The following is a 25,611-nucleotide window of genomic DNA, read 5'->3' as shown; positions in this document are numbered from 1 at the left end:
CTCCATTCATTACTGAAACTTATCCTTTAAAAAAACTCTTTCATTACGCACTATACCTGCCTCTTTCCCTTTGAGAAAAGTGAAAAACAACCCATGCTCCTGCAACCAGCAGCATCACTAGACTCGATAGATAGAAAACAGCGGAAATTCCATATACATCTATAATAATAAATGATAGCAAAGGTCCGATTGCTGCTCCTAAATCGACAGCTACCGTATGCAGTGTCATCATCTTAACAGGATTGCTTCTTGCTGCTGCATCTCCCGCCAAGGTGTCTGTTATCGTTACAAGTCCGGTTGAAACCATTTGGAAAAACATAATCGTTATTAATAAAAGAACGAAAGATTCCACACTCCCTATTATCAGAAAAGCAATGCTTCCCAACGTTAACGGGACAAGAATCCAGTTATATTTATACTTGCTTCTATCTACAAAGCTGCCTATCATCGGGGCAAATACAGGATCCCAGGCCCAGCGGATTGCCTGGATTATTCCAGCCAGTGTCGCAGCGCCAATAACAATTCCAAACATTGACCAATTAGCATGATAGGTTTGTTCGATCAGCGGACTTAGTGTAGAAGCAAAAATCCCCATTGTAATAAAGCCCGTCGTTCCTCCAGTCAGGATAACAAGAATAATATATGGATTAAGGATTGCTTGTTTCCCCTTGTCAGGTAAGTCATTGCTTGCAGCTGATTTACCATCTTCTTTATTATTTTTAGGTACCAGCCTGATGATAAAAGGAGAGACTGCAACAGCTATCAATGCAAACAGGGTTGTTACAAATGGTATCGATAGCTGATCCACTAAAAAGCCCCCTGCCAGCATGCCAACTAATCCGCCCAATCCCCATAGTCCATTGTATAATCCCATATAATGGCCTCTTGTTTTTTCTGTAGAGAATGTTACGACTGTAAGCATTCCTCCCAGCTTAACAAATGACCAGGCGACTCCCCATAGTATTCTCGCAAGCAGTAACAGCCAAAAACCCTGAAGCAGACCATAGGATAACGTGCTTAAGGCAGCACAGGCTACAGAAATCAATACACCTGTCCGGATATTGAATTTGCTGTAAAACAACCCCACTAATGGTGTAATCGGCAAACGTACAAAACGATTAATGGATAGCAGCACACCAATTTGCCAGATAGCAGTTAATCCGAAATCCTGCCAATATAGAGGAAGTACAATAAAAAGCATCGCATCTCCCATCACAGTTATTGCTGTAATCAGCGCAATTCCGACAACCTTTCCTTTGTCACTCATAGCATTGACTCTCTTAAACTTGCATGATAAGTATCTCCTCTCACCATCAACCTCTCCTGTCTATCTGTTTTATAATCCATCTCCTTAAATTTTTAGATTACTCTCCAACATACCATAAATTCAAAATATTTCATATAGTAAATTTCTATTTATATAAACCTTATAAATAAAAATGTAATTGTTTGTATTCCCAGTTCTACACCTTCCTATCTCACTTTCCTCCGGGATGTTTTTAATTTTATTGACAATAATCTGTAACACTGTTATGGTTATACACATAAGTATATAACCATAACACAGTATAAGTTTAAATATAATCTTTTAAAGGAGGATATATATGTCTTATTCCATTGAGGTAAGTGATTTAACGGTATATTATAAGAATTTCAAAGCATTGGACCAATTGAATTTCAAGCTGTCTCCAGGCAAGGTTCATGGAATATTAGGAAGAAACGGGGCTGGAAAAACGACCTTATTAATGTACCTCGCTTCCTTTCACAAAGCAAAGCACGGGACAATTGTTATTGATGGAGAAGACCCTTTTGAAAATGAACGGATTATACAGGGAACATCTTTTATTTACGAAAAAGATAATACGTATCACTACGATAAGATCGATAAAATAATCAAGAGTATACATTATTTCCGTCCACATTTTGATGAAGCATATGCGAGAGACTTGGCAAAAAGATTTAAAATTCCAATGAAAAAAAGTGTTGACCAATTATCCAGAGGACAATCTTCCGCTCTACAAATTACAATCGGCTTAGCGAGCAGAACACCTTTAACTATTTTTGATGAAGCGTATCTGGGTATGGATGCACCGGCACGAGAGTTATTTTATAAAGAAATCTTATTGGAGCAGGAAAGATATCCGCGTACGATTTTATTTTCTACACACCTTGTCTCAGAGATGGAATATCTCTTTGATGAAGTGCTCATTATTGATAATGGGAAAGTTCTGCTGCAGGAAACAAATGAACAGCTTCTCGAAAAAGGGCACTCTATCACCGGGCCCAAAGAAAATGTTGAAGCATTTACAAAAACATTGAAAGTCATTCATGAAGAGATGCTGGGAAGAACGAAATCTGTCATGGTTTATGGACATTTACCGGAACAGGAACAACGGAAAGCGGTAGAGCTCGGCTTAGAAATCGGTACATTATCTATAAATAATCTATTTATACATTTGACAAGGGAAGGTGAAGAGGCGTGAAATCATTTCAATTAGTTTGGCATTTTTTCAGCGAACAGATTAAATGGGCAACCTGGTTTTATGGCATTCTGGTAATTTTGACAATTGGAATGACTATCGCGGCGAACCATTGGGGGTTTTTCGATAATCTGGATACCCGCAATACAACTTCTACTATATTTATTCTGATTATCGGGCTGCTTTATTCTTACTGGTTCTTAGATCACTACTTTAAATTAGGAGTTTCACGGAAAAAGTATTTTAAAGCGGCATTGTTCGCTACTGCTATGCTTTCCATTGTATTAGCTTTGGTAACGACAATCATCATTACTTTATTTGAAACAATTGTTCCGAATTTAGGATTTGCTGTTCCGTGGACTGACTTATTAACAGAGAATGGATCCTTATTTGTTATCCAAAGCTTCGTTGATTATTCCTTCTACCATTTCGTTTATCTTCTAATCGGCTGGTTTATGGGAATTGGATTTTATCGTTTTCGCTGGAGGTTTGGATTATTGTTTATTATTCTTTCCTTTCCATTTATCGGCATAACAGAGTTTTTACAGAACAAAGCGGGTGTTGCACATACCATGAAATTTTTCACCGCCAATCCACAGATTATCAGCATTGGCCCATATCTTATTTTCCTTATCATGATAGCCATCTTAATCGTCAGTAACTACCGCTTAACTAAAGACGCACCAATTCGATTATAAAATCAGATCAGAAAGGAGGCTTTACGAATTATGTCTACACAATTTCGGAGTGATAAACCTATCTTCATTCAGGTTCGCGAACAGATTGAAGACCAGATTGTCAATGATCAGTTAAAGGAAGGTGAGCAGGCCCCTTCCACCAATCAGCTGGTCCAATTTTATAAAATTAATCACGCCACCATCTCCAAAGGGGTTACACAGCTTGTAGATGAAGGCATTCTATATAAAAAGCGGGGTGTCGGTATGTTTGTTGCAGAAGGGGCAAAGCAAAAACTCGTTCAAAAACGGAAGCAGGCGTTTATGGATGATTATGTCATCGGTTTAGTCCAGGAAGCAGAGAAGCTTCGTATTTCAGAGAACGAGATCATTGAACTGATAAAAAAAGCGGGAAAGGGGGATAAAGCATGAGTTATGCGATTGAAGCAAAAGAAGTTAGTGTACAATATAAAGGTTTCACAGCCATTGATCAGGTCAGCTTTCAGCTGCAGGCTGGAAAAATTCATGGCTTATTAGGAAGAAATGGCGCAGGGAAAACTACCTTATTATCCGTACTGTCTGCTTTTCGAAAAGCAGATGCAGGAAGTCTCATCATTGATGGAGAAAATCCTTTTGAAAACCCCAGAATCATGCAGGATACAGTCTTTATTTTTGATCAGCAGAAGGACCTGGAGTATACCTATGATAAAGTTGATGAAATGTTAAAAGAAATGGCTTATTTCCGGCCAAATTTTGATGAAGCATATGCATTTGAATTGGTTAAGAAATTCAAGCTGCCTTTAAATAAAAAAGTGAATCAGCTGTCCAAAGGGAAGAAATCAGCTTTTCAGGCTATTATTGGTTTAGCATCCAGAGCTCCTTTAACTATTTTTGATGAAGCTTATGTAGGGATGGATGCACCGACAAGAGAAATTTTTTATAAGGAGATTTTAAATGACCAGGAAGTGTATCCGAGAACGATTATCTTCTCCACCCATCTCGTTTCCGAAGCAGATTACCTATTCGATGAGGTGCTGATGATTCATAACGGAAAGGTTTTATTACAGGACACAAATGAGCAAGTGATTTCCAAAGGATTTTCTCTTACAGGTTCCCTGGAGCAGATAGATGCTTTTTCAAAGGACTTAGACGTTTTAAACAGTCAGGTACTGGGCGGAACAAAATCCGTCACGGTATATGGTGAACTCTCTGAGAAGCAGAGAAATGCAGCGAATCAAGCTGGAATTGAGATTGGCGTCCTCTCTCTCCACGATTTGTTTGTGCATTTGACAAAGGAGGAAGATGAATGAGTTCTATTATCTTATCACCCAAAAAAATAGCCCGGCTCTTATTTATGGAACAGGTGAAATGGACGATGTGGTTTCTTTCCTTTATGTTTGTGATTTATATTGTCGTAGTAAGCTTTGCTTCTGGTCCACATTCCAGTTTTATAGATTTGACAAACTTTTCAAATGGATCCTCAGGTATTTACATGTTAGTTATTGGTATCCTGACAACATCATCTTTCTTTTATTATTACATGCAGCAGGGAGCCGCCAGAAAAAATTTCTTTCTTGGTACAATCATATCATCTGTCCTGATAGCCATTACAATAACAGTCATCTTGATACTGTTAACTTTTATTCTCCAATTTATATCTGGTTGGGTTGGCTGGAATATTCATGGACAAGAGGTTGATTTCACAAGCAGCTTCTCTGCATTTATATATATCTTTGTCAAACTCGCCCTCATGCACCTTATTTACTTTTTAATCGGGTGGATGATTGGTCTGACCTTCTATCGTTTAGGCTGGCTGTACGGACTTTTATCCATTGCTTGCAGCATTATTCTGTTAACAATAACCGGTATTCTGATTGACATCACACATTTTTCTTTCTTTACAAGTTTGCCAGCTTTTATAGCCACACCACTTACCATTGTATTAATTGTTCTTCTTTTTGGTGTTAACTATCGGCTGATTAAAGATGTGACAGTAAAAATATGACTGAATAAAAAGAGTAAAGCATATCCATCCATTATGACATGCTTTACTCTTTTATTTTACTTCAACTGCTGCTCCGCAAAAGAACGGTACAGTTCATGCGATTCAATCAAATTCTGATGGGTCCCTTTCCCGGTAACCTCTCCATTTTCAATAAAGATAATCTGATCCGCATCAATAATTGTTGCTAAACGATGGGCAATTACAAATGTTGTTCTTCCTTCCATCAATCGCTGTAATGCTTTTTGAACCACCTGTTCTGATTGACTGTCGAGACTTGCTGTTGCTTCATCAAGCAGTAAAATTTTCGGATTACGCAGGAAGGCTCTCGCAATATTAATCCGTTGCCGCTGCCCGCCTGACAGCTTTGTACCGCGTTCCCCGACCTGTGTATCCATTCCATTTGGCAGCTCCTGTATAAACTGCGCTGCATAGGCCATTTCTGCAACTGCCCAAAGCTTTTCATCAGCAATATTTTCTGCATTCTCCAATCCATAGGTTAAATTATCACGAATGGTTCCAGACATCATGGAGCTCTCCTGTGATACATATCCGAGCTGGGAACGCCAGGAGCCAAGAGAAATATCCTGAATCGATTCCCCGCCAAGCAGAATTGCTCCTTCATCCGGCTCATAATAGCGTTCAATTAAGCCGAATACAGTGGTCTTCCCTCCACCGCTTGGTCCGGCAAATGCCACCATTTCTCCCGGAGATGCAGAAAACGATACCTTATTGAGAACCTGCTCGCCCGCTTCATAAGAAAAGCTGACTTCTTTAAACTCCAGCGGCAGCTCGCCAATTTGTTTTTCAGAGCCGGGCAAAACCTCTTCCTCTTCTTCCTGTAAAATTTCTGAAATACGCTCGGTAGCTCCTTTTGCTTTTTGTAATTCGGTAAAGAACATCGCAAATGTTGTAATAGGAAAGACAATCTGGAATAAATACAAAAGAAATGCGACAAGCGATCCTGTTGTCATGGTCCCCTGCTCTACCCGGATACCCCCATAGCCGATAATCATAACGATAACAAGCATCACAATCATATACATAAACGGTGCAATCACAGCGAAAATCTTTGCCTCTTTCAAGCCTGTCTGTAATAGCTTGAAAATTCCCTGTAGCCCCCGTTTTTCTTCCTTCTGTTCTGCTGTAGAAGATTTCATTAATCTAATTTCACTGACTGTCTGCTGAATCTCTCCTTGAAAATTAGCTGTCTGATCCTGCAGACTGCGAGATACTTTTGCCATCCGATTACCCAGCGGCAGCATCACTGCCAATGTAATCGGAACAGCAATAAACATAATTAAAGTCATTTTCCAATCCATGAAAAGCAGAATAATAACAGCTCCTATAATGGAAATCAGACCGGAAATAAACTGTGGAAAATGCTGGGATACTAAATCCTTTACTATTCCTGTATCATTAATAACACGGCTGACAGATTCCCCGCTCGGCTGCTTCTGGAAATAAGGAACCGGCAGACGGATCAGCTTTTTCCATAAGATTTCACGAAGCCGCGCAACAACCTTTTGCCCGACATAGGCAAGAGCATAGGCTGATAAACCATCCACCAAGGCATGCACAATAAATACGCCAATAATAACAGCAATAAACCGCCAATCTAAATCAGCGATAGAAAATCCATCCACAAGCTCCCTTGTCAAAAGCGGGATTGTCAGTCCTACCAAAGTGGTCAGAATACTTCCCAGTAACCCTAATGTTAAAACAAGCTTCGGTATTCTTGTAGATAGTAAGAGCTTTATAAAATTACTCGATGATCGCTTCGATGCTTCCATTTAATTCTCTCCTTCTTCCTCGTCCCATAAAGGACCCATATAATCAGTTGTAATTTTCCCAAGCCACGCTTCTTCCTCTTCCGTAATTGGCGAAGGAACAAGCCGCTCGATTTCTTGAACATATGCTTCTATCCGTTCTTCATTCTCTTTATCCTCGATATTTAAAGAAAAAATATCTGTTAATTCTTTCAAAGAGTCCATACCCATTACTTTCAGAATAAGACGATAAAAATCGTCCAGCATCTGTTGAACCTCTGGATCATCTGCAGATTTTCCAAAATGCTTTTTGACCCGCTTATAAAATATCAACAGTCCCTGTTCAAAGATCATCTTCTCCTTAGCTGTCTGCGGAAACATCTTCTTCATGACATCATCCTTAATAATTCCTTTTGCCAGCTCCTCCTGCTTCTTCTCGTTTTGCATGCTTGCCAGTAAGCTGATAAGCACAGCATGGTCAACTTCTTTTTCATTTTCTAAAAGATACGCCGTACGCTGGATAGCATCTAAAGCAATATCAATTTGCTCTTTATCCTTGATCAGCTTTGACTCCTGCAGCCTTAATGTATCAATAAAGCTTAAATCAAAGATATCCGTCTGCATATAATCTTTGATTTCATCTAAGCTCATTCCTAAAAATTTCATTGTCATAATCTTATGCAGCTGAATCATATCCTCTTGTTCATAAACACGGTGTCCTGTATGTTCATCCCGTTTCGGCTTCAATATATTCTTCTCATCATAATAATGCAGTGTCCTTACAGATACGCCTGTCGATTTAGCAAACTCACTGATGGAGAATGTTTCTTTTTTCATATCTGCTTCAATTCCCTTCCCGCTTAATAGCTTTATCATATCACCTCACGTTACGTCAGGCGCAAGCCTAAAAATTAATTTGTGGAATGCAACTGAAGTTAACATAAATGGTTACCCTGCATTGGTTGTTTCCTTTCTATTAACCGTTAAAATAAAAGTATACCCAAACGAAAGGGATGCATGAGATGAACAAAATTACTTTATCACGGAACCTTGCTTTTTTAAGAAGAGAAAATAATTATTCCCAGGAAGAATTAGCAGAAAAAATTGGTGTCACCCGCCAATCGATTGCCAAATGGGAAAATGGAGAGTCCTTACCTGATATTATCAATTGTGATGCACTTGCCACCTTATTTGATGTCTCTTTAGATAATTTAATTCATTATGATCAAAAAGAAAGCGGCTTTCCGATCCCTCCAAAGGGAAAGCATATGTTTAACACCATCCCTTTGGAGGAGGATGGTTATGTAAAATTACCGGAAAAGGCTGTGAATATGGTCAATATGCAGGAAGGGGATCAGTTTCTTGTTTTAGGTGACGAGAATCCTGAAAGTATTGGTATCGCCTTAGTTCCGGTAGAATTTTTCACAGCAATGACGCAAGAAATTCTAAATCCCACAAAGGATCTTAAAAAATGACGGAATATATTCTCGAAGCTAAAAATATCTTCAAAGACTATAATGGCTTTCAAGCATTGGAAAATGTATCGATATCCCTGGAGAAGGGGAAAATTTATGGACTGATCGGTCAAAATGGAGCCGGAAAAACAACATTTATGCGGATTATTGCCGGCCTATCCTTTCCTACTTCCGGAGAGCTGTATTTATTTAACCAATCGAATCAAAAATCATTGCAGGCTGGCCGGAAACAAATGGGCAGTATGATTGAGAATCCAAGTATCCTCGGTAATATGAGCGCACGGGATAATCTCCGTGTCCATAAAACAATGAAAGGAATAAAAGAAGAGAATGTAGAACAAAAAGTGCTCGACATCGTCGGACTGGGGGCCACAGGTAAAAAGAAGGCAAAAGATTTCTCCTTAGGAATGCGGCAGCGCCTGGGAATTGCGATTACTTTACTCGGTAATCCGAAAATACTGATGCTTGATGAGCCTGTTAATGGACTGGACCCAAGCGGTATTGCTGAAATTAGACAGCTAATCAAGAACCTGGCTGCTAAATACCAAATAACCATTCTTTTATCCAGTCACCATTTAGCAGAGCTCCACCAAACTGCTGATGAATTTATTATTGTTAATGAAGGAAAAATCCTTAAAAAGCTCAGTCATGACAAATTAGAGGAACAAATCAACAAGCATCTTCTCGTTGATTGTAATGAGCCGGAGAAGCTGCAGAAGGTGCTGAGAGAATCACTTCAAACAGAGAACTTTATTGTCCAGCCTGATAAAAGTATTAAACTATATGATTTTATTAATAAAAAAGAGGAATTATCAAAAGCCCTAATCAACCATGATATTATTGTGACTACTTTTACGACACAGGAAGAAACATTGGAGAGCTATTATCTTCAATTAATTGGAGGTGTACGCTGATGCAGCTGTTAAAAGCCGATTTCTTTAAATTAAGCAGGTCCATTTCGCCCTGGACAGTATTTATATTATCCATTCTCAGTGCTATTATTTTTGCTGCCAGTTCTCATTATGTTGCGTCAGGAAGCCTAAGCTTAGAGACAGCCTCTGGCACCTTATCCCTTTTTTCTGAAACACAGATGATGGCACTACTGGGCAGTATTGCTGCAGGTATTTGCCTTACGACCGATTTTGAAAATAAGATCATTGAAAATGCAGTTTCTGGAGGGCATAGCAGAAACGCTATTATTATCAATAAGATTGTTTTGTTTTTTATTTTAATTGCATTGTTATATCTGCCCTATATCATCATTACACTTATTTTTGCTTTTACAGATACAGCATTCAGCGGTTTTGTTCCGACACCGACCTTAAACATTTTAGCCGGAGCAGCAGAACAAGGAGTTACAGCCGGATTATTCGGCAAAATCATATTGATCAGCGGACTTTCATTGCTTATCTTTTTCAGTCAGCTGATGGTCAGCATTTTTTATATGTTTCTATTTAAAAGAGCAGTTCTCGTTATTGCTGCCACATATATGACAAGCCTGATCCTTGGACCAATCTCAAGCCTGAATGACACCGTTCATTCTGTGATGGCTTATACTCCTTTTGGGATTGATTTATCACAGCTAGCATTCGGTATGAGCGGTGAATTTATAGTAAAAAGTATGATGATCAGTCTATTATTTATTTTTATTTTCTACCTGGCCAGTTTTCTTATTTTCCGGAAAGCAGAGGTGAAATGATTTTACCTGTTGAGAGTTAACCTGATTACAAATTTACGCTTTTTATCAAGAAAGTCATTCATAAAGTCCCCTGCTCTGATCGATAGCACACTTCACGGGATAAGTAATCGCAATCTTACATTACGATGTTGCCGCACAGGTTTTTTCGCAAATGCCTTTGATTGGGTAAATTCTGGTATGCGAAGATACTTGTGTTTTTTATTCCCTGTAAATGAAAAATGCATAGTTTCATTTGACAGAATAAAAGCATGTCGATATCATATTCTCTATGAAAGCGAGTGACTAACATGAAAACATACACTTATAAAGTAACCAATAACTGTGAAATAAAAGGAACACTGCATGAAACAGGTAAGAAACAAGCACCGCTGCTTATGTATATTCATGGGGGCGGATTAATATGGGGCACAAGAGATGATTTGGATAAAAAGCAGGTTGAATTGTATATTGATGCCGGTTTTAACGTATTTTCCATCGATTACCGGCTGGCTCCAGAAACAAAATTACCAGAAATTATAGAAGATATTCGTGATGCCATCGTCTGGCTTATAGAAGAAGGGAACCGGGAATTTGACTTTGATACGGAAAACATTGCAGTCATCGGCTCTTCTGCCGGTGCTTATCTGGCATTAATGACTGGCGTGCTGGAAACCCGGCCAAAAGCAATTGTTTCCTTCTACGGCTATGGGGACATTACAGGAGACTGGTATACAGAGCCCAGTCCACATTTTACAAAAATGCCTTCTGCTCCGGAAATGCTCGCCAATCAGCTGATTATGGATAAGCCTATCGCTGCTTCTCCTATTGAAAAAAGATATGCTATCTATCTTTATTGCCGGCAGCAGGGAAAATGGATTGATTATGTAACCGGCAAAAGTTCCAAAGAAGATCTATCTTCCTTAAACGAATACTGTCCCGCCCGTCTCGCAGACAGGAACTACCCTCCAACCATGTTATTACATGGTGATCAGGATGAGGATGTACCCTATCAGGAATCTGTTAATATGAAGCAGGTATTGGATGAAGCGGGTGTTGTCAATCAATTGATTACTATATCTGGCGGAAAACATACATTTGATCAGAATATGGAAGATCCGCAGGTTGTCCAGGCATTTGAAAAAGTAATTCAATTTCTGAAACAGCAGCTTAGCTAATTTCTTACAGAGAAATGAATAGGAACGCTGCTAAGTGCATCCGCATCCTGTGACAGTCCGTCAGCTTACTTTTGTACTGGGAGCTGCTGCCTTAGCCTGATCCTTTTCATTATATTTTTTGGCGCCATTGAAAGAGTATTTTACAAACAAGTTTTCTAACACTAAAAGAACAGCCTGCACATCAGACAGGCTGTTCTTTTTTATTCCGAGTTACTTTTAAGCTTTCATTTTAACGTAAGCTTCCGTATTTCTGTTAGGCGGCTTTCGGTATAATATAATTATTCTACAGATTCATATACATCGAGCGCAGCCTGCAGTCCTTTTCCAGAGTTCAATTGAACTCCATGACGAGTTAATACACCTTCCATTGCCGAAATGACAAATAAGACATTTTCTTTCCGACAGCTGTATCCCATCGTACCAATACGCCAAATTTTCCCATGCAAAGGACCAAAGGAGCTCGCAATTTCAATTCCAAATTGCTCAAGAAGCATCTTTCTCACAGAATCACCATCAACACCGTCCGGAATTTTCACACAAGTAACCATCGGCAGCTTCCAGGCTACATCATTGAACAACTTCAGCCCCATTGCTTTAATCCCTTCCATAAGAGCTTTTTCATGAAGCTTATGACGCTTAAAACGAGCTGTCAATCCTTCCTGCAATACAATTCTTACACCTTCACGCAGCCCATACAGCATAGTGGTTGCCTCTGTGTGATGATTTAGCCTCCTAGGCCCCCAATAATCCTGCAGCTGACTTAAATCAAAATAATTACTTTGAATCGGTTCACCTGCATTAACATGATCCTCAGAGGTTGCAATTCCTTTTTCCACTTTTTTTCTGGATGAAAGAATATGTTCAATTCGTTCATTATATGTGATTGGCGCCATACCAGAAGGAACTGACAGACATTTTTGAGTCCCTCCGATGACAGCATCAAGCTGCCATTCATCCACTTTCACCGGAGTACCTCCGATAGTTGCTACTGCATCCACGATACATAACACATCCAGTTCGCGGCAAGCCGGTCCAATTTGATCCAGAGGCTGCATACAGCCCGTAGAGGTTTCTCCGTGTACAATAGCAAGAACTTTAGGATTCACTCTTTTCATCTCTTCGATAATGACTTCCTGATCAAAAACCTCTCCCCACTCGCAATGAATGGTATGAATCTCAGCTTTATTTCTTTCAGCAATTTCAGTCAGCAGATGTCCGAATCTCCCAAAAATAGGAATTAGCACCTTATCTCCCGGCTCAATGACACTGCTCAGCAAGGCTTCTATCCCGGAACGTGATGTTCCATCTACAGGAAAAGCCCATTTATTCCTGGTTTGAAAGACTTCACGAAGCATGTCCATCGTCTCATTCATCATTTTTGTAAAAGCAGGGTCGAATTGTCCGAGAATCGGTGTACTCATCGCACGAAGTACCCTTGGATCAACCTCGACTGGCCCTGGTGTCATAATTGTCCGTAATGGGGCATTAATTTCTTGATAGCTATTCATCCTCAGTCCTCCTAATAAGCTGATTTATTGAATAAAGCTTGGCTGATTATTAAGCTTTAGCTTCTTTACCAGTATCCGGCAAATGACTTTCATCAATTAAAGAGCTTGCAATCCAAGCAATGATTAACAATGCAGCCGCAAAATAAAATCCAATATTCATACTTCCGGTTGTATCCGTAAGCCACCCAGTAATATATGGAGCTAAGATAGAACCTAACATCCCGACAAAATTATAAAACCCAAAAGCTGTCCCTAAGGATTGCCGGGGTGCATTGTTCGCCACAACAGCAATTAAAACAGGATTAACACTGATTTTCCCTACAATTCCGTATACAATAAGCGTGATATATAGAATCGGCATGCTGTCAAAATAAACAATAGAAGCTGTTGATAGAATACCAAACGGCAGCATCATTAGCAATACTGGTTTACGGCGCCCCCACTTATCTGACAGCCAGCTGAAGAATAACGAGCCTGGAATTGCAGCCCAGGGAACAAGCGATGCAACAAAAGCAATGTTTCCACCCGTTAAACCACGTGCTGTTTCCAAATAGTAAGGTAACCAGGTAATAATCATAAAGAATCCGTAAATGGAGCAAAAAATAATAATATATGCCAAAATTAAATTTCTATTAAATAAAGAGGAAAACTTAAACGGCTCAGCTGTCTGGCTTTGGACCTCTTCACTCGTTTTGGGCTTGTCCTTAACGACAATTGCCATAGCAATACCGATAATAACTACAGGTACTGCAATAACGAAAAAGGGTACTCTCCATCCAAAGCCCCATTCCCCTACAACATAGCTGGAAATATAATAACCAATGGATGTCCCAAAAGCCATCCCGGCATTAATTACGGCACTTCCAAGAGTTAATCGATTCTTAGGGATAATCTCAGATGATATGCCATATTGCGGGCCATAGTATACTCCTTGCGCAAGACCAACCATTAACCACGCAGAAATAAACAGAAAGAATGTAGGCATCATTCCAGTGACTGCCGCCAATGTTCCAAATAAAATAACCCCGGGAACAAGCACCTTCTTTTTCCCAATTTTATCACCTAATATCCCAGCAGGGACGTTCATAGCTGCATATCCGATAAAAAAGATACTTGAAATTAATCCAAGCTGTGCCTTGCTTAATGAAAATGCTGATTCAATATCACCCATTATCGGGTTTAATATAGTTCTTGTTGCATATAATGCCACCCAGCCAAAGAAAAACACGATAACAACTTTTCCCCAATAAGGAATCAGCGGCTTTTTTTCGTTGGTTGTATTCACCTTATTTTTCATTTAATTAGCCCTTTCCGTCTCAACCTTTTCAGGTTAACTATTAATTTTAAGCTAAATCAGATGTGTTCCTTCATTCTGATACGTGCTTTGTATCGTAACGTGAAAATGATTCACAATAAATAAATGAATTATTCCGAAAATAAAGCGTCTTTTTAATGATTGTAATAATTGTTAAGAAAGAGGGAGGATGCTAATGCTTTATCCTCTCCCTCAGTATAAATAGTCTATCTTGAATGAAGCTTCACTTTATTTTGAGATACGTGTACCTGCTTTACCTTCTAAAGCATCTACAGCCTGGTCCAGTGAACAAATAATAGCCTCTTTGCCTGCTTTGGCCATTTCTATTCCTGCTTGTATTTTCGGCAGCATACTACCGGCAGGGAATTGTCCTTCTGCTACATATTGCTCTGCTTCCTCAATGGAAACATGGCTTAGCTTCTGCTCGTTTTCTTTACCAAAATTGATATATACATTTGGTACATCTGTTAACATCATGAAAACATCGGCGTTTACCTGCTGTGCCAGCTTTAATCCGGAACGGTCTTTGTCAATCACTGCTTCAACCCCGTGGAGCATACCTTTATCATCCTGATATACAGGTATACCGCCGCCGCCAGAGGAGATGACAATCGTCTCGTCTATCAAACGTCGGATTTCTTCTATTCCGTGTATTATTTTTGGTTCTGGAGAAGGCACTACTCGTCTATAGCCGCGGCCTGCATCTTCTGCCATGGTATAACCATCTGCTTCCATACGCTTAGCCTCTTCTTCAGAGAAAAACACCCCAATGGGTTTTGTCGGGTTTTCAAATGCTTGATCATTTTTATCTACTTCCACCATTGTTAATAATGTAGCTACATTGGCAGCAATACCCCGCTCTTTGATATGATTTTTCAAAGATTTTTCCAGCATATAGCCGATAAACCCTTGTGATTCTGCATTACTAACGTCAATTGGAAATGGTTCTACTACATTTTTAGCGGCCTCGTTTTGTACAATAATATTTCCTACTTGCGGTCCATTACCGTGTGTAATGACAATGTTGTGGCCCGCTTCTCTGATTTCAATCATGTGACCTGTTGCTGATATAACGTTGTTTAATTGATTTGTATAGGTTGCTTCTTGCTTCGGCTGTAAAATTGCATTACCTCCTAATGCAATTACGACACTTTTACCCATTCTTTCACTCCTTCTTTAAAGCCATCCAAATTCCATATAATGTATCTTTTCCAGAAGAAGAGCCTACTTCCATAAGACTTTTCAAACTTTCTAAAGACGAATCATGTTGCAATTGTGTAATCTTTGAACTAAATAAACCTTTCAGAGCACAGGTTAAAAAACGCTTGCTGACAACCGTTGTTAAAGGTTCTTCAATTAGTTTCTCCAAAGTTTCGAGATGATTTGCTGCGATAAAGGGATTAATAAAATGCCCGTACAATATACCAACCAATATATCATCACCTGTTGGAGTTAACCCTTGTCCCCGTCCAATAAAGTACCTGAATTCATCTTCCAGATTTCCAGAAGAGTCCTGTAGTTTACAGATTAATTCAGTTACACGTTTTAATTCAAAATCAGTGGATTCATACGAATTAAATGAAATTTGCTGCATATTTTCTTTTAACATATTAATATTGGCATGTTCAAAATCTGTATTTAAGGGAAGTATCTTTGTATCATCGAACTTGATATCCAAGCGGTTATGGGAAAGGCGTTTATTGCGGACGATGAAGGTATCTCCTACTTCAATTTCTGCTTTCACCTTTTGCTTCGTTTGTGGATCCAGTAAAATTCCAAATGGAAAGGTTCCATTTTCATCTGTACCCAGGAATATCAATTCTTCATTGCAATCAATGATATTCCATCCCTTTTCAAAAATACTGTGAACCGTAAATTTTTTCCCTTCAATTAAGAGCTCGAGTGCGACTGAACCAATCGCACTCGTCTCTAAAATCATTCTTTAAAACCTAATTTTTCAGCATATGCCGTGATTGCTTTTTCAAAACATTCAATTGGAGGGTTAACTGTACCCGCACCAATTTGTCCATAACCAGCAATTTTATGTGCAATACCAGTGTTGATTACCGGTGTAATACCAGTTTCAACAACTTTTCTTGCATCAAGGCCTAAGCATGCACCTTTGAAATCCCATGTTGGAATTGCAAAGTTTGGATTTTCACCGATATAAATTTCAGTCATTTGATTACTTGTTTCAAGCGCATCATTAAATCCGCCAGAACCAACAAATCGTGTAACTGCAGGAGCAGCAATCATGGCTACCCCGCCTACGCCCATTGTTTCTGTAATGGCAGAATCACCAATATCTGTGTTGGCATCTTCTGCTGAATAACCAGTGAAATATAATCCCTGTGGTGTATTAACAGGAGCGGTGAACCATTCATCTCCCATACCAGCAATGCGAATTCCGAAATTTTCACCGTTACGGCACATAGCGGTAACAACTGTTCCATGGCCAATAGTTGCTGCAGCATCCATCATTGCTTTTCCGGTTGCCATTGCAATATTTAAGAAAAATTGATCGGTGTCAGCTAAAAATTGAATAACCTCCGTACGTTTTTCTTTTTCAACATCTTCCAATGCTGAAATGATTGGAGCTACCTCTTTTAAAAACGCAAGTGATGCTGCAATATTGCGCTGGTGGAATTCATCTCCCATTGCAATAGCTTTTGCAATCAAAACATTCACATTTAAGCCGTCTTCCATCGTTTTTAATGCTTTACTTAATACAGGACCAAGCACATCTTTCATCCAGTGCAGACGATTGACTACCTGCTCATTGTATGCACCAAAGCGCAATACAGCACCAATGCCTTCGTTCATTTGACAATAAGCTTCGTTTCCATTCTCTTTGTTGACAACAACAAGAACCGGCATATTAGGTGACGTAATACCGCCCATTGGTCCAACTGCATTCACATGATGACATGGAATGAATGTAATCTTACCATTTTCAAGCAGTTCACGTGCTCCTTCTTCATCTTCTGCCCATCCTTCAAAAAGGATTGCTCCCACACAAGAACCTTGCATTGGATCTGTCATATTTTCATATTTAATCGGAGGCCCGGCATGTAATAATACATGCTCTTCTAATTCAGGAATCACAGACTTGGCAGGCACAACATCTGTTAAAAATGGTGCAGCTGCTATTATCTTTTGGTTAACAGCTTCGTTGGCTTCGTTTATTGTTTTGTAACCCATATTAGATCTTATCTCCTTCATAATAGTTTAGGAATTGAAGTACTTTCATTAATTTTTCATCGCCGCCGGCAATTGGACGCCAGTTAAATTGAACACATTCTGATCCGCTGCTTTGAACAGCTTCTGTAAAGCTTTTCAGTCCAATATTGATAACACTTGGTTTTGTATTGATTAGAGACATAATTTTTTCATCTACTGACAAGTCTTCTTTTGTGTGGTCAAATGTTTGTACATCAACAACAGGCTGTTCCACTTTGCCACCTACAAGATTAATGGCTGTACGTACCATTTGATCGTTTGTTTCACAAATAATAGCGCCACTTTCTCTTAAGGTTTCAACTTGTTTATCATAACCCTGAGGATCCTGCTCTGTACCTACAACTGTCGCCAGTACAGCAAGCTCACGGCCATCTTGACGTGCATTTTCTAAAACACGTTTAATTGTTGGCGCTAATTCATTCGCCATATCATCATGACTGCCATAACCAATGACATTATCAATCATGATTACCGCTGTTTCAGGATCGTTTCCGGATGTCTCAAGCATCTCGATTCGTTTTTCCGGATCAATCATTGGATGCGGCTTTCCTTGGGTATAAATATCATCACCTAAGTCAATAATTTCATGATGTTTTGTTTTTAGGATATAAGCTTCTTTTTTCTCTTCAGGTACTTCATCTTCGAATGCAGCTTTTACTAATACAGCTGCTTCGTACGCTAATGTACCACCTGAGTAATAACCTTTAATACCCACTTGTGAATCTTTTAACGCCACGTTTACATCTTCTTTTACTTTTGGTTCGAAATTTGGTTTCTCACCATTAGATAATTGAACAGACACAACCGCTGCTTCTTCAAGCGTATACGCATGATAAATATTCTCTTCCTGATAAGCTGGCTTATCTCCTAAGAATAATGTAACAACCGGTTTTTCAATATTTCTTAAAACATTTAATACTTTTTCCTGTACTTCTTTTGCCGGCGGCTTAGAAATTACTGTAATCACTTTAACTTTTGGATCTTCATTTAAGGCTTTAATACTGTCTAAAGCTGTGATTGCACCAACCTCTGTAGATAAATCACGGCCGCCGGTACCAATAGCATTGGTAACACCTTTGCCATAACGGTCAATGATAGTTGTTACTTCCTGAATACCTGTACCTGATGCTCCGACAACGCCAATATCTCCTTCTTTTACGATATTGGTAAACGCTAGCGGCAAGCCGTGAATAATTCCGGTACCACAGTCAGGCCCCATCACCAACAGGCCTTTTTCATGTGCTTTTTGTTTCAATTTAACTTCGTCTTCTTTAGCTACGTTATCACTGAACATGAATACGTGCAGTCCTTCATTCAACGCATTTTCTGCTTCCATTGCTGCGTATTGACCAGGAATCGAAATTAATGCCAGGTTAGGGTTGTTAGCAAGCTCCAATGCACGCTTCCAGTTATGAGCTTCCTGATCTTTGGATGCATCCTGTGAACCGGACTCCCCTTTTAACGCTGCTTCTACTTCTTCTTTTACTTCTGTTACTTTTTCTTCCTGTTCTGCATCTACAACGATGACAATATCATTCGGTTTTGCTTTTTCCAATTCATCTGTGCCTAAGCCGGAAGACTTAAAAATATCTTTGTTAGCTGGCGTTCCCATCATGATGGATACTTTGTTTACGCCATCCATTGCAGATAACTTGTTTGATAAAAGCATTAACACGATAGAATCTTGATAAGTGTTTTCTTTTATAATTGTATATAACATAATGTGCCTCCATTTTATTATTCTGCAAATCTATTCTTTCCATGATAACGGTCGTAATGAACATCGTCTGAAACCAGATAATTGTAAATATCATCGACGATTTCAATACCCTCTTTTTCATACTTTGCTTTTCTTAATCCTGCACGTTCTCCAGGATAATAAATTTCTCCAAAGCCTTCTGCCGCCGGTTGTGCTTTTAATTCATCAAGCATCGTTGAGATCTGTTTCTTAAAAGCATCTAAATCGGTAAAGTATGCCGGATTGATTACAATATGAATCTGGCCTAGATCCCGGCCTTTGGTCAAATCTTGATACATGGACGATACATGGACACCATGAGGCACTCCGAGGAGGCTCCCTGATAAAATATCCACCATCATCATCAATCCGTATCCTTTGGGCCCTGCAATTGGAACGAGCGCATGTACGTCTCTTGCATTCGTTGTCGGTTTGCCGGTCGCGTCCACAGCCCATGTGTCTGGAATGGACGCATCTTTACTTCTTGCATCCAGCACTTTTCCCCAAGCCTGAACAGTAGTCGCCATATCAAATGTAATCATGCGCTCATCTGAAGAGGGTGCGCTGAATGCAATCGGGTTCGTTCCAAAATATGGTTCAGTTCCTCCAAACGGGACCACCATAGGGTCAGACTGACACATGCTTATACCAACCATATCTTGTTCTGCTGCCATTTCAACAAAATAACCCAGCGCCCCGCTGTGTGAAATATGCTTCATCCCTACTACAGCAATACCAGATGCTTTTGCCATATCTATGGCTTTTTCCATCGCTTGTTTTGCAGCCTGATGACCTGGACCATTGTCTCCGTCAAAAATGGCAGATGCAGGTCCTGTCTGTTCAAACGTGTAATTCGGGTTTGCTGTAATACCGCCTTTTGCGATTCGTTCTGCATAGTATTCCACACGTACAGCCCCATGAGAATGAATACCCCGGTAATCAGCGAATGTCAATACATCGGAAACATCATGCGCTGCTCCTTCATTTAATCCGGCCTTTATAAACTTTTGTTTCATTAAATCAAACAATTCCTGCTTAGATACACGCATCTGATTACTCCCTTTCATCAAATGATCAGTAAATCTTATCAGACTCTAAATAATCAAAAATATCCTTTGTAACGGGAATGCCTGTTTCTTTGTACTGCTTCATTACATCATTTTGAATTTCACCTGGGTAATACACTTTGTCAAACCCTTCAGCAGGTGGATTATCATGCAATTCTTCAACCATTTGAGATATGTTTTCAAGAAATTGCTCTTTGCCTCCAAAATATTCAGGGTTAATCACAATTTGAAATTGCCCTAAACGGCGGTACTCTGTTAAATCCTTATACATAGAAGTAACATGTTTGCCAAATGGCAAGCCAAGTAAACTTCCCGCCAGAATATCCACCATCATCATTAACCCATATCCTTTAGGTCCTGCTACTGGCAATAGTGCATTTACCTTAAACGGATCCGTTGTAGGTGACCCGCTTTTATCCACTGCCCATGTATCCGGGATAGAATTGTGCTTGCTTCTTGCATCTAAAATCTTTCCCCAGGCTTGTACCGTTGTTGCCATATCAAAGACAATAGGATCACCATCTTTTCTCGGAGCTCCAAAAGCAATAGGGTTTGTTCCAAAGTACGGTTCAGAACCGCCAAACGGCACGACCATAGGGTCAGATTGACATACTGTTATGGAAACCATGCCTTCTAATGCAGCTTGGCGCGCATAGTAGCCGATTGCCCCGCTATGCCCCATTTCTTTAATACCGACGACACCGATGCCGGATGTTTTTGCCAATTCAATTGCTTCTTTTGTTGCCTGATAGCTTACATAATGCCCTGCAGCATTATCTCCGTGATAAATTCCCGATGCCGGACCTGTTTTTTCAAACCTTAAATTCGGTGTCAGGTTAAAGCCGCCTTTTGACGCACGCTCGGAATAGTATTGCATTCTTACTGCACCATGAGAATGGATACCCCGTTCATCTGCAAAAATGAGTAAGTCAGCAGTTTTATCCGCATGATTTTCCGGCAGCCCGGCCTTCACTAATTTATCTTTCATTAGCTGCCGGAGATGATCACGTTCTACATACACTAATGGTTCACTCATAAAACTTGCCCCTCTTTATATATTAATATCTCTATTCGCATCCTTAGAGTAAATATAGGCGAATGGTTCATCCAGACCAATTGCATAGGTAGCCTGCGGTGCATAAGCGCCCATAAAGATATAATCGCCTTTATCCACTGGCATCCATTCATTGTCCAGATTATACATTCCACGTCCGCTTAATACATAGGCGCCGTGTTCCTGAACATGTGTTTCAATGTAACCGTGTGAAGCTCCCGGTTTAAAGGAAAGAATATGAATATTCATGTCATATGCGATATCTTTTGGTAATAAATCTTGAATTAATACTTCTTTCATACCTTCATAAGCTTCTTGTTTAATTTCATCCACATTGCCGGCAACAATCTCGGGTGTATGCCCTTCAAGCGGCTGATAACGTTTTTTATATAGAAATAATCGGCTATCCTCTCCATTATTACTATTTTCAAATGTTAACTGTAAGTGTGGAGGTACATATAAATAGCCGCCTTCTGTTAATTCATATTTTTTCTCATCCACGAAAGCGTTGATTTTACCATATTCGACATAGACAAATGATTGAACTCCATCACCAGCAAAACCAGTTTTATTTCCACCCTGATTTTTAACTGTTACCAAATAATCTACAAACCGTGCACCTAAACGTGGAGAGCCCAAAATGGTTATATCACAATCTTCAAAGCCGGGCACAACATTATTAACCAGACCATCCGGCGTAATTAGCGCATAATTATCTTTTTTAATGACAGAACGTGTTTCTAACAATCCTTCTCTGTATCCTTGATTATGATTCAAATAACTCAAAAGTATCTCTCCTTTTTCCTGTTTATTATTCTTTATAAGCTAATTCATACAGTACATCTTTCAGTACTTCAATCCCTTTTACGAGGTCTTTTACTTCCGTTTCTTCATTGGTGTTGTGGCTGATTCCGGCAATTGAAGGCACAAACAGCATCGCTGTAGGAACAAAATCTGCAAAAATTTGTGAATCATGGCCAGCTCCAGACGGCATGACTTTATAGGCATCCCCTACATTTTTCTTGGCTGCCTGTTCAACAATATTTATGATTTTTTCATCCATTAATGTCGGTGCTTCATCCATCCACAAATTAATGTCATAAGTCATATCATTTGCTTCTGCCACTGACTTAATTTTTTCTTCTATTTCTTTTGAAAAATCATTTAAAGCCTGCTGATCAATATGACGGCAATCTACGGAAAAAGTAATTTCGCCTGGAACAACATTTACAGTGTTTGGAACTGGAGTAACATGGCCAAACGTTAATACAAGGGGCTCTCCGATTTCTCTGGCCCGTTTTATCAAATCCGTAACAATTTCACTATATGCAACCACTGTATCTCTTCGTAATGACATTGGTGTTGTACCGGCATGATTTGCTTCGCCCTTTAAATTGACTGTATAACGTTTTTGACCCACAATTCCATTTACCACACCAATTGTTTTATGCTCTGTCTCCAATACTTTTCCTTGTTCAATATGCACTTCTACAAATGCTTTAATGTCATCACGGACATTGTCATTTTGACGGTAATCAAAACCAGATTCGTGCATCGCATCTTCAAATTTAATACCGTCTGCATCTTCTATCGTTTCAACATCAGCTTTTTTAGCTAAATTAAAGAAGTTTTTGCTTCCCCAAAAAGTATATGGGAATCGGCTTCCTTCTTCTTCTGCAAGTGATAATACTTCTAATGTCCGTAATGGCTGACCATATTTTTCTTTCAAATATTTTACTGCAATCAATGCAGATAAAATACCGAATTGTCCATCCAGATGACCGCCTTCGACAACTGTATCAATATGTGAACCTGTTAAAATCGTCTCATCAGAATATTTACTTCCAACAAGGCGCCCTGATAAGTTACCGACATCATCAAAGCTTACTTCCAGGCCTTCTTCTTTAAAGGTAGATTCCAATTCACGAACTGCATCATTCCATTCCGGTGAATACAACAGTCGAGTAATACCGCCTTGTTCCAAACCGCCAAAACTTGTAAATTTCTTATCTAGCGCTTCAAAGGTTGATTGAATATCCATTCCCTGTTCACTCCCTTTTTCTTATTAATTTCATTATAAAATTCTGGACGCAACCATTCATTGACATAAACAACAATTATATTGGAACGTTTTATGCACTATCAACAAATAACCTTTTCACTAACATATACTATCTGAATATTGAAGCAAACAAAAATAGGCTCTTCATCATTCAGGGAATCAAGCCTCTGCACTGTCGCCATTATAGTATGAGTCACCGGGGTTAATCTTACACTTCGAAATGCAGAAAAATTTTATTATCATTATTCCCATACCCTCCAAAAGAGCAGTCCAATCATGTTTAGAAACAAAAAAACACTATCACTTTTCTTCAGCATCTTCTTTTATAAAAACCAAGAAAATCACATGGTCTTTAAAATACTGGTGTTCTTGACGTGGAGATGTCCGCTACGGGAAGTCGCTTTCCGCGGGCACCTCTTCAGTCCAAGGAAAGTGAAGATACAGCTCTCATCCGTAATGCCCAAAAATGAAGTGCGGATGAATTTCTTTGTTCAAGCAACTGGAGCATGGTATTCTTATTATATAACCCCGCTTTTCCCAAAGGACGCAAATCACGTTGCATATTTTGACCATTCGCAGCCATAATAAATCCCTTTTGATTAAAGAGGGATATATAATAATCTTCAAAGTCAGCATATAATCGAAATTGCAGAACATGCTTGTACTGGCTGACATATTTAATTTTCATTTTATCTTCTGTTAACATAACTGAAAAATAGGGAGGAAGCCTTTTATGGCAACATTGAAAGAAATACTATCTGTATTACAATTTTCAGATTTAACATTGCTGAATGATCAGGGTGATCTGGAGAGAGAGGTGAGAATGGTTGACATTACAGAAACGCCTGATATCAAGGATTTCACAACACCATACTCTTTTATCGTAACAACCGGGATGAATTACAAGGATGACCAGGCCGGGTTAATCAGCCTTATCAACGAACTAAATGATATACAAGTTGCAGGTTTAGGAATCAAGCTATCCCGTTTTTTGAAAAGATTGGATGATGAAGTCATAGAGTTTGCAAACAAATTAAAGTTTCCAATCATTGAAATTCCTGACAGCTGGAATTTAGGATCTATTACGCATCATATATCATCCTTTATTTTGGATGAAGAAACAGAAAAATTACATTTTGCTTTAAATATTCAACAAGAATTAAATGCTATGCTTATGCAGGGGCTTGATTTGAATATGATGATTGAACGATTAAGCAGAATTATAAAGGTCCCGGTAATGCTGTTAAATTCTTTTCACCATGTGGAATCGTTGAGCAATCACTTTCACCAGCATTCCGAACAGGTTCAAAAAAATCTAAATTATTTCAGAAGATATTTATGCTCAGAAAAAAGCAACGCAAATAATAATACAGATTTCCAGGAAGAATATGCCATTTTTAAGGTGCCGGCATTTAAATATTTTCCGTATTATCTTATGGTTTCGAATATAAAAACGCTGAACTATCCGATTAGCTTATTAACAATAGAACAGGCAGTTAATACACTCAGTTTAGCAATTTACAAAAATAGTAAGATTAAAGAAGCTGAACAGGAGGATGTGAATCATTTTTTCTCATCACTCATGTCTGAAAATCCCGATAATCTAAGTTCGCTATCGCAACATATGGATCTTCTAAAAAAATATCATATTCAGCCTTCCAAGTTTTATCAGGTGGTTACTTGTGCAATCGATAAAGAACAGCATATAGAAAATAGTGTCTATTTAAATGAACGGTATCAAATGACATTTGAGTGGTTAACACATAAGCTTACAGCGATTGATCCTTCTATCAGCATTTATATGTCTCAGAGGAAGCGAAGATTTACAATACTTTTTCAAGCAAAGCATCAGTACTATTTAGAATACTGTAAGTATATCCAAAAAGAATATCATTTATTTTTTAATAGTTCTCTTTCATTTGGTATCGGAAATGAGGTTACTGAACTTTCCCAGCTGCCGCTGTCCTATTTTGAAGCGAATGAAGCTTATGATAATAAATATGACCAGGGTGAAAATGAATTTATCGAATTTTATAAGTCCAAAAGTGTGGAAGAATTATTACAGCTGATTCCAGCAAGTAAATTAAAACCATTTATTATGTATACACTAGGTTCTTTAGCTTATCCGCAAACAACGAAGGAAAAGGAACTAAGGTACACGTTAAATGTTTATATGGCGAATCAATGTGATCTCACAAAAACATCAGAAGAAATTTTTATCCATCGTAATACAGTAAAATACCGCATTAAAAAATGTGAAGAGATATTAGGTCAATCTGTAGAATCTCCTGATGCATCATTAGCCATTCGGTTAGCATTATTCGCTTTAGAAAAAGTAACTTTAAAATAAAAATAGGCTGCCTCGACAGCCTAT

Annotated in this window: 24 protein-coding genes; 10 read left to right on the top strand and 14 right to left on the bottom strand. The window is 38.9% G+C overall.

Features of this window, described 5'->3' with window-relative positions; translation table 11 throughout:
• Window positions 1–43: 43 nt before the first annotated feature.
• Entirely contained in the window at window positions 44–1,267 is a 1,224-nt protein-coding gene (locus tag IEX29_RS15835) for an MFS transporter (RefSeq protein WP_188735334.1), read from the bottom strand.
• 337 nt (window positions 1,268–1,604) lie between these two features.
• On the opposite strand from IEX29_RS15835, the gene IEX29_RS15830 reads away from it, so the two are divergent.
• The 5 genes from IEX29_RS15830 to IEX29_RS15810 are packed head-to-tail and all read left to right on the top strand — an operon-like array spanning window position 1,605 to window position 5,159.
• The gene (locus IEX29_RS15830) at window positions 1,605–2,483 is read left to right on the top strand and encodes an ATP-binding cassette domain-containing protein (RefSeq protein WP_188735333.1); all 879 of its coding nucleotides are present in this window, start codon (window positions 1,605–1,607) and stop codon (window positions 2,481–2,483) included.
• Entirely contained in the window at window positions 2,480–3,178 is a 699-nt protein-coding gene (locus IEX29_RS15825) for a hypothetical protein (RefSeq protein WP_188735332.1), read from the top strand. The genes IEX29_RS15830 and IEX29_RS15825 overlap by 4 nt, the downstream gene beginning before the upstream one ends.
• Window positions 3,179–3,208: 30 nt before the next feature.
• Window positions 3,209–3,586 (top strand): GntR family transcriptional regulator, encoded by a 378-nt coding sequence (locus IEX29_RS15820; RefSeq protein ID WP_188735331.1) that lies wholly within the window; start codon window positions 3,209–3,211, stop codon window positions 3,584–3,586.
• Complete coding sequence (locus tag IEX29_RS15815) at window positions 3,583–4,464, top strand: ATP-binding cassette domain-containing protein (RefSeq protein WP_188735330.1); 882 nt, start codon at window positions 3,583–3,585, stop codon at window positions 4,462–4,464. The genes IEX29_RS15820 and IEX29_RS15815 overlap by 4 nt, the downstream gene beginning before the upstream one ends.
• The gene (locus IEX29_RS15810) at window positions 4,461–5,159 is read left to right on the top strand and encodes a hypothetical protein (protein ID WP_188735329.1); all 699 of its coding nucleotides are present in this window, start codon (window positions 4,461–4,463) and stop codon (window positions 5,157–5,159) included. The genes IEX29_RS15815 and IEX29_RS15810 overlap by 4 nt, the downstream gene beginning before the upstream one ends.
• A gap of 56 nt (window positions 5,160–5,215) precedes the next feature.
• Here the strand turns inward: IEX29_RS15810 and IEX29_RS15805 are convergent, their stop codons facing one another.
• Both IEX29_RS15805 and IEX29_RS15800 read right to left on the bottom strand, forming a co-directional pair.
• Window positions 5,216–6,949, bottom strand: coding sequence for an ABC transporter ATP-binding protein (locus IEX29_RS15805; RefSeq protein WP_188735328.1), 1,734 nt, complete (start codon window positions 6,947–6,949; stop codon window positions 5,216–5,218).
• On the bottom strand, window positions 6,950–7,801 hold the full coding sequence (locus IEX29_RS15800) for a MerR family transcriptional regulator (RefSeq protein WP_188735327.1): 852 nt from the start codon (window positions 7,799–7,801) through the stop codon (window positions 6,950–6,952).
• 146 nt (window positions 7,802–7,947) lie between these two features.
• Here IEX29_RS15800 and IEX29_RS15795 point away from each other — a divergent pair, with 146 nt between their 5' ends.
• The 4 genes from IEX29_RS15795 to IEX29_RS15780 all read left to right on the top strand — a co-directional run bounded on the left by IEX29_RS15795 (window position 7,948) and on the right by IEX29_RS15780 (window position 11,253).
• Entirely contained in the window at window positions 7,948–8,400 is a 453-nt protein-coding gene (locus IEX29_RS15795; RefSeq protein WP_204799037.1) for a helix-turn-helix transcriptional regulator, read from the top strand.
• Window positions 8,397–9,314, top strand: coding sequence for an ATP-binding cassette domain-containing protein (locus IEX29_RS15790; protein ID WP_188735325.1), 918 nt, complete (start codon window positions 8,397–8,399; stop codon window positions 9,312–9,314). Before IEX29_RS15795 ends, IEX29_RS15790 begins: the two co-directional genes overlap by 4 nt.
• The gene (locus IEX29_RS15785; protein ID WP_188735324.1) at window positions 9,314–10,099 is read left to right on the top strand and encodes a hypothetical protein; all 786 of its coding nucleotides are present in this window, start codon (window positions 9,314–9,316) and stop codon (window positions 10,097–10,099) included. The genes IEX29_RS15790 and IEX29_RS15785 overlap by 1 nt, the downstream gene beginning before the upstream one ends.
• A 287-nt stretch (window positions 10,100–10,386) precedes the next feature.
• Window positions 10,387–11,253 (top strand): alpha/beta hydrolase, encoded by an 867-nt coding sequence (locus IEX29_RS15780; protein WP_188735323.1) that lies wholly within the window; start codon window positions 10,387–10,389, stop codon window positions 11,251–11,253.
• A 278-nt stretch (window positions 11,254–11,531) separates the two neighbouring features.
• Here the strand turns inward: IEX29_RS15780 and IEX29_RS15775 are convergent, their stop codons facing one another.
• The 11 genes from IEX29_RS15775 to IEX29_RS15725 form a co-directional block, all read right to left on the bottom strand.
• The gene (locus tag IEX29_RS15775; RefSeq protein WP_188735322.1) at window positions 11,532–12,761 is read right to left on the bottom strand and encodes a pyridoxal-phosphate-dependent aminotransferase family protein; all 1,230 of its coding nucleotides are present in this window, start codon (window positions 12,759–12,761) and stop codon (window positions 11,532–11,534) included.
• 49 nt (window positions 12,762–12,810) lie between these two features.
• Entirely contained in the window at window positions 12,811–14,058 is a 1,248-nt protein-coding gene (locus tag IEX29_RS15770; RefSeq protein WP_188735321.1) for an MFS transporter, read from the bottom strand.
• A 246-nt stretch (window positions 14,059–14,304) separates the two neighbouring features.
• Window positions 14,305–15,237, bottom strand: a complete 933-nt coding sequence (gene arcC / locus IEX29_RS15765; RefSeq protein ID WP_188735320.1) for a carbamate kinase — start codon at window positions 15,235–15,237, stop codon at window positions 14,305–14,307.
• Window positions 15,238–15,241: 4 nt separating this feature from the next.
• Window positions 15,242–16,015, bottom strand: a complete 774-nt coding sequence (locus tag IEX29_RS15760) for an oxamate carbamoyltransferase subunit AllH family protein (RefSeq protein WP_188735319.1) — start codon at window positions 16,013–16,015, stop codon at window positions 15,242–15,244.
• Window positions 16,012–17,277: a YlbE family protein gene (locus IEX29_RS15755; RefSeq protein ID WP_188735318.1), complete on the bottom strand. Its 1,266-nt coding sequence runs from the start codon at window positions 17,275–17,277 to the stop codon at window positions 16,012–16,014. The genes IEX29_RS15760 and IEX29_RS15755 overlap by 4 nt, the downstream gene beginning before the upstream one ends.
• Window position 17,278: 1 nt before the next feature.
• On the bottom strand, window positions 17,279–19,036 hold the full coding sequence (locus tag IEX29_RS15750; RefSeq protein ID WP_188735317.1) for an acyl-CoA synthetase FdrA: 1,758 nt from the start codon (window positions 19,034–19,036) through the stop codon (window positions 17,279–17,281).
• 17 nt (window positions 19,037–19,053) lie between these two features.
• Complete coding sequence (gene allD / locus IEX29_RS15745) at window positions 19,054–20,103, bottom strand: ureidoglycolate dehydrogenase (protein ID WP_188735316.1); 1,050 nt, start codon at window positions 20,101–20,103, stop codon at window positions 19,054–19,056.
• Window positions 20,104–20,128: 25 nt separating this feature from the next.
• A complete protein-coding gene (gene allD, locus IEX29_RS15740; protein ID WP_188735315.1) occupies window positions 20,129–21,157 on the bottom strand; it encodes an ureidoglycolate dehydrogenase in 1,029 nt (342 codons plus the stop codon).
• Window positions 21,158–21,172: 15 nt separating this feature from the next.
• Complete coding sequence (gene allE / locus IEX29_RS15735; protein ID WP_188735314.1) at window positions 21,173–21,961, bottom strand: (S)-ureidoglycine aminohydrolase; 789 nt, start codon at window positions 21,959–21,961, stop codon at window positions 21,173–21,175.
• 25 nt (window positions 21,962–21,986) lie between these two features.
• Window positions 21,987–23,216: an allantoate deiminase gene (gene allC / locus IEX29_RS15730; RefSeq protein ID WP_188735313.1), complete on the bottom strand. Its 1,230-nt coding sequence runs from the start codon at window positions 23,214–23,216 to the stop codon at window positions 21,987–21,989.
• Window positions 23,217–23,655: 439 nt separating this feature from the next.
• Window positions 23,656–23,943 carry a hypothetical protein gene (locus IEX29_RS15725; protein ID WP_229720250.1) on the bottom strand — a complete coding sequence of 96 codons (288 nt, stop codon included), beginning with the start codon at window positions 23,941–23,943 and terminating at the stop codon, window positions 23,656–23,658.
• Between the two features lie 27 nt (window positions 23,944–23,970).
• On the opposite strand from IEX29_RS15725, the gene IEX29_RS15720 reads away from it, so the two are divergent.
• Window positions 23,971–25,587 carry a PucR family transcriptional regulator gene (locus IEX29_RS15720; protein ID WP_188735311.1) on the top strand — a complete coding sequence of 539 codons (1,617 nt, stop codon included), beginning with the start codon at window positions 23,971–23,973 and terminating at the stop codon, window positions 25,585–25,587.
• Window positions 25,588–25,611: the final 24 nt, after the last annotated feature.

Source organism: Oceanobacillus neutriphilus (assembly GCF_014645515.1).
GTDB classification, from domain to species: domain Bacteria; phylum Bacillota; class Bacilli; order Bacillales; family Amphibacillaceae; genus Oceanobacillus; species Oceanobacillus neutriphilus.
The sequence above is the reverse complement of the archived record's forward strand: the minus strand, read 5'-3'. Positions and strand labels throughout refer to the sequence as shown.

Excerpts from the sequence above, each read along its gene's own strand:
- IEX29_RS15835 (WP_188735334.1), bottom strand. The coding sequence starts at position 1,267 with ATGAGTGACAAAGGAAAGGTTGTCGGAATTGCGCTGATTACAGCAATA.
- IEX29_RS15830 (WP_188735333.1), top strand. The coding sequence starts at position 1,605 with ATGTCTTATTCCATTGAGGTAAGTGATTTAACGGTATATTATAAGAAT.
- IEX29_RS15820 (WP_188735331.1), top strand. The coding sequence starts at position 3,209 with ATGTCTACACAATTTCGGAGTGATAAACCTATCTTCATTCAGGTTCGC.
- IEX29_RS15815 (WP_188735330.1), top strand. The coding sequence starts at position 3,583 with ATGAGTTATGCGATTGAAGCAAAAGAAGTTAGTGTACAATATAAAGGT.
- IEX29_RS15810 (WP_188735329.1), top strand. The coding sequence starts at position 4,461 with ATGAGTTCTATTATCTTATCACCCAAAAAAATAGCCCGGCTCTTATTT.
- IEX29_RS15805 (WP_188735328.1), bottom strand. The coding sequence starts at position 6,949 with ATGGAAGCATCGAAGCGATCATCGAGTAATTTTATAAAGCTCTTACTA.
- IEX29_RS15800 (WP_188735327.1), bottom strand. The coding sequence starts at position 7,801 with ATGATAAAGCTATTAAGCGGGAAGGGAATTGAAGCAGATATGAAAAAA.
- IEX29_RS15795 (WP_204799037.1), top strand. The coding sequence starts at position 7,948 with ATGAACAAAATTACTTTATCACGGAACCTTGCTTTTTTAAGAAGAGAA.
- IEX29_RS15790 (WP_188735325.1), top strand. The coding sequence starts at position 8,397 with ATGACGGAATATATTCTCGAAGCTAAAAATATCTTCAAAGACTATAAT.
- IEX29_RS15785 (WP_188735324.1), top strand. The coding sequence starts at position 9,314 with ATGCAGCTGTTAAAAGCCGATTTCTTTAAATTAAGCAGGTCCATTTCG.
- IEX29_RS15780 (WP_188735323.1), top strand. The coding sequence starts at position 10,387 with ATGAAAACATACACTTATAAAGTAACCAATAACTGTGAAATAAAAGGA.
- IEX29_RS15775 (WP_188735322.1), bottom strand. The coding sequence starts at position 12,761 with ATGAATAGCTATCAAGAAATTAATGCCCCATTACGGACAATTATGACA.
- IEX29_RS15770 (WP_188735321.1), bottom strand. The coding sequence starts at position 14,058 with ATGAAAAATAAGGTGAATACAACCAACGAAAAAAAGCCGCTGATTCCT.
- arcC (WP_188735320.1), bottom strand. The coding sequence starts at position 15,237 with ATGGGTAAAAGTGTCGTAATTGCATTAGGAGGTAATGCAATTTTACAG.
- IEX29_RS15760 (WP_188735319.1), bottom strand. The coding sequence starts at position 16,015 with ATGATTTTAGAGACGAGTGCGATTGGTTCAGTCGCACTCGAGCTCTTA.
- IEX29_RS15755 (WP_188735318.1), bottom strand. The coding sequence starts at position 17,277 with ATGGGTTACAAAACAATAAACGAAGCCAACGAAGCTGTTAACCAAAAG.
- IEX29_RS15750 (WP_188735317.1), bottom strand. The coding sequence starts at position 19,036 with ATGTTATATACAATTATAAAAGAAAACACTTATCAAGATTCTATCGTG.
- allD (WP_188735316.1), bottom strand. The coding sequence starts at position 20,103 with ATGCGTGTATCTAAGCAGGAATTGTTTGATTTAATGAAACAAAAGTTT.
- allD (WP_188735315.1), bottom strand. The coding sequence starts at position 21,157 with ATGAGTGAACCATTAGTGTATGTAGAACGTGATCATCTCCGGCAGCTA.
- allC (WP_188735313.1), bottom strand. The coding sequence starts at position 23,216 with ATGGATATTCAATCAACCTTTGAAGCGCTAGATAAGAAATTTACAAGT.
- IEX29_RS15725 (WP_229720250.1), bottom strand. The coding sequence starts at position 23,943 with ATGTTAACAGAAGATAAAATGAAAATTAAATATGTCAGCCAGTACAAG.
- IEX29_RS15720 (WP_188735311.1), top strand. The coding sequence starts at position 23,971 with ATGGCAACATTGAAAGAAATACTATCTGTATTACAATTTTCAGATTTA.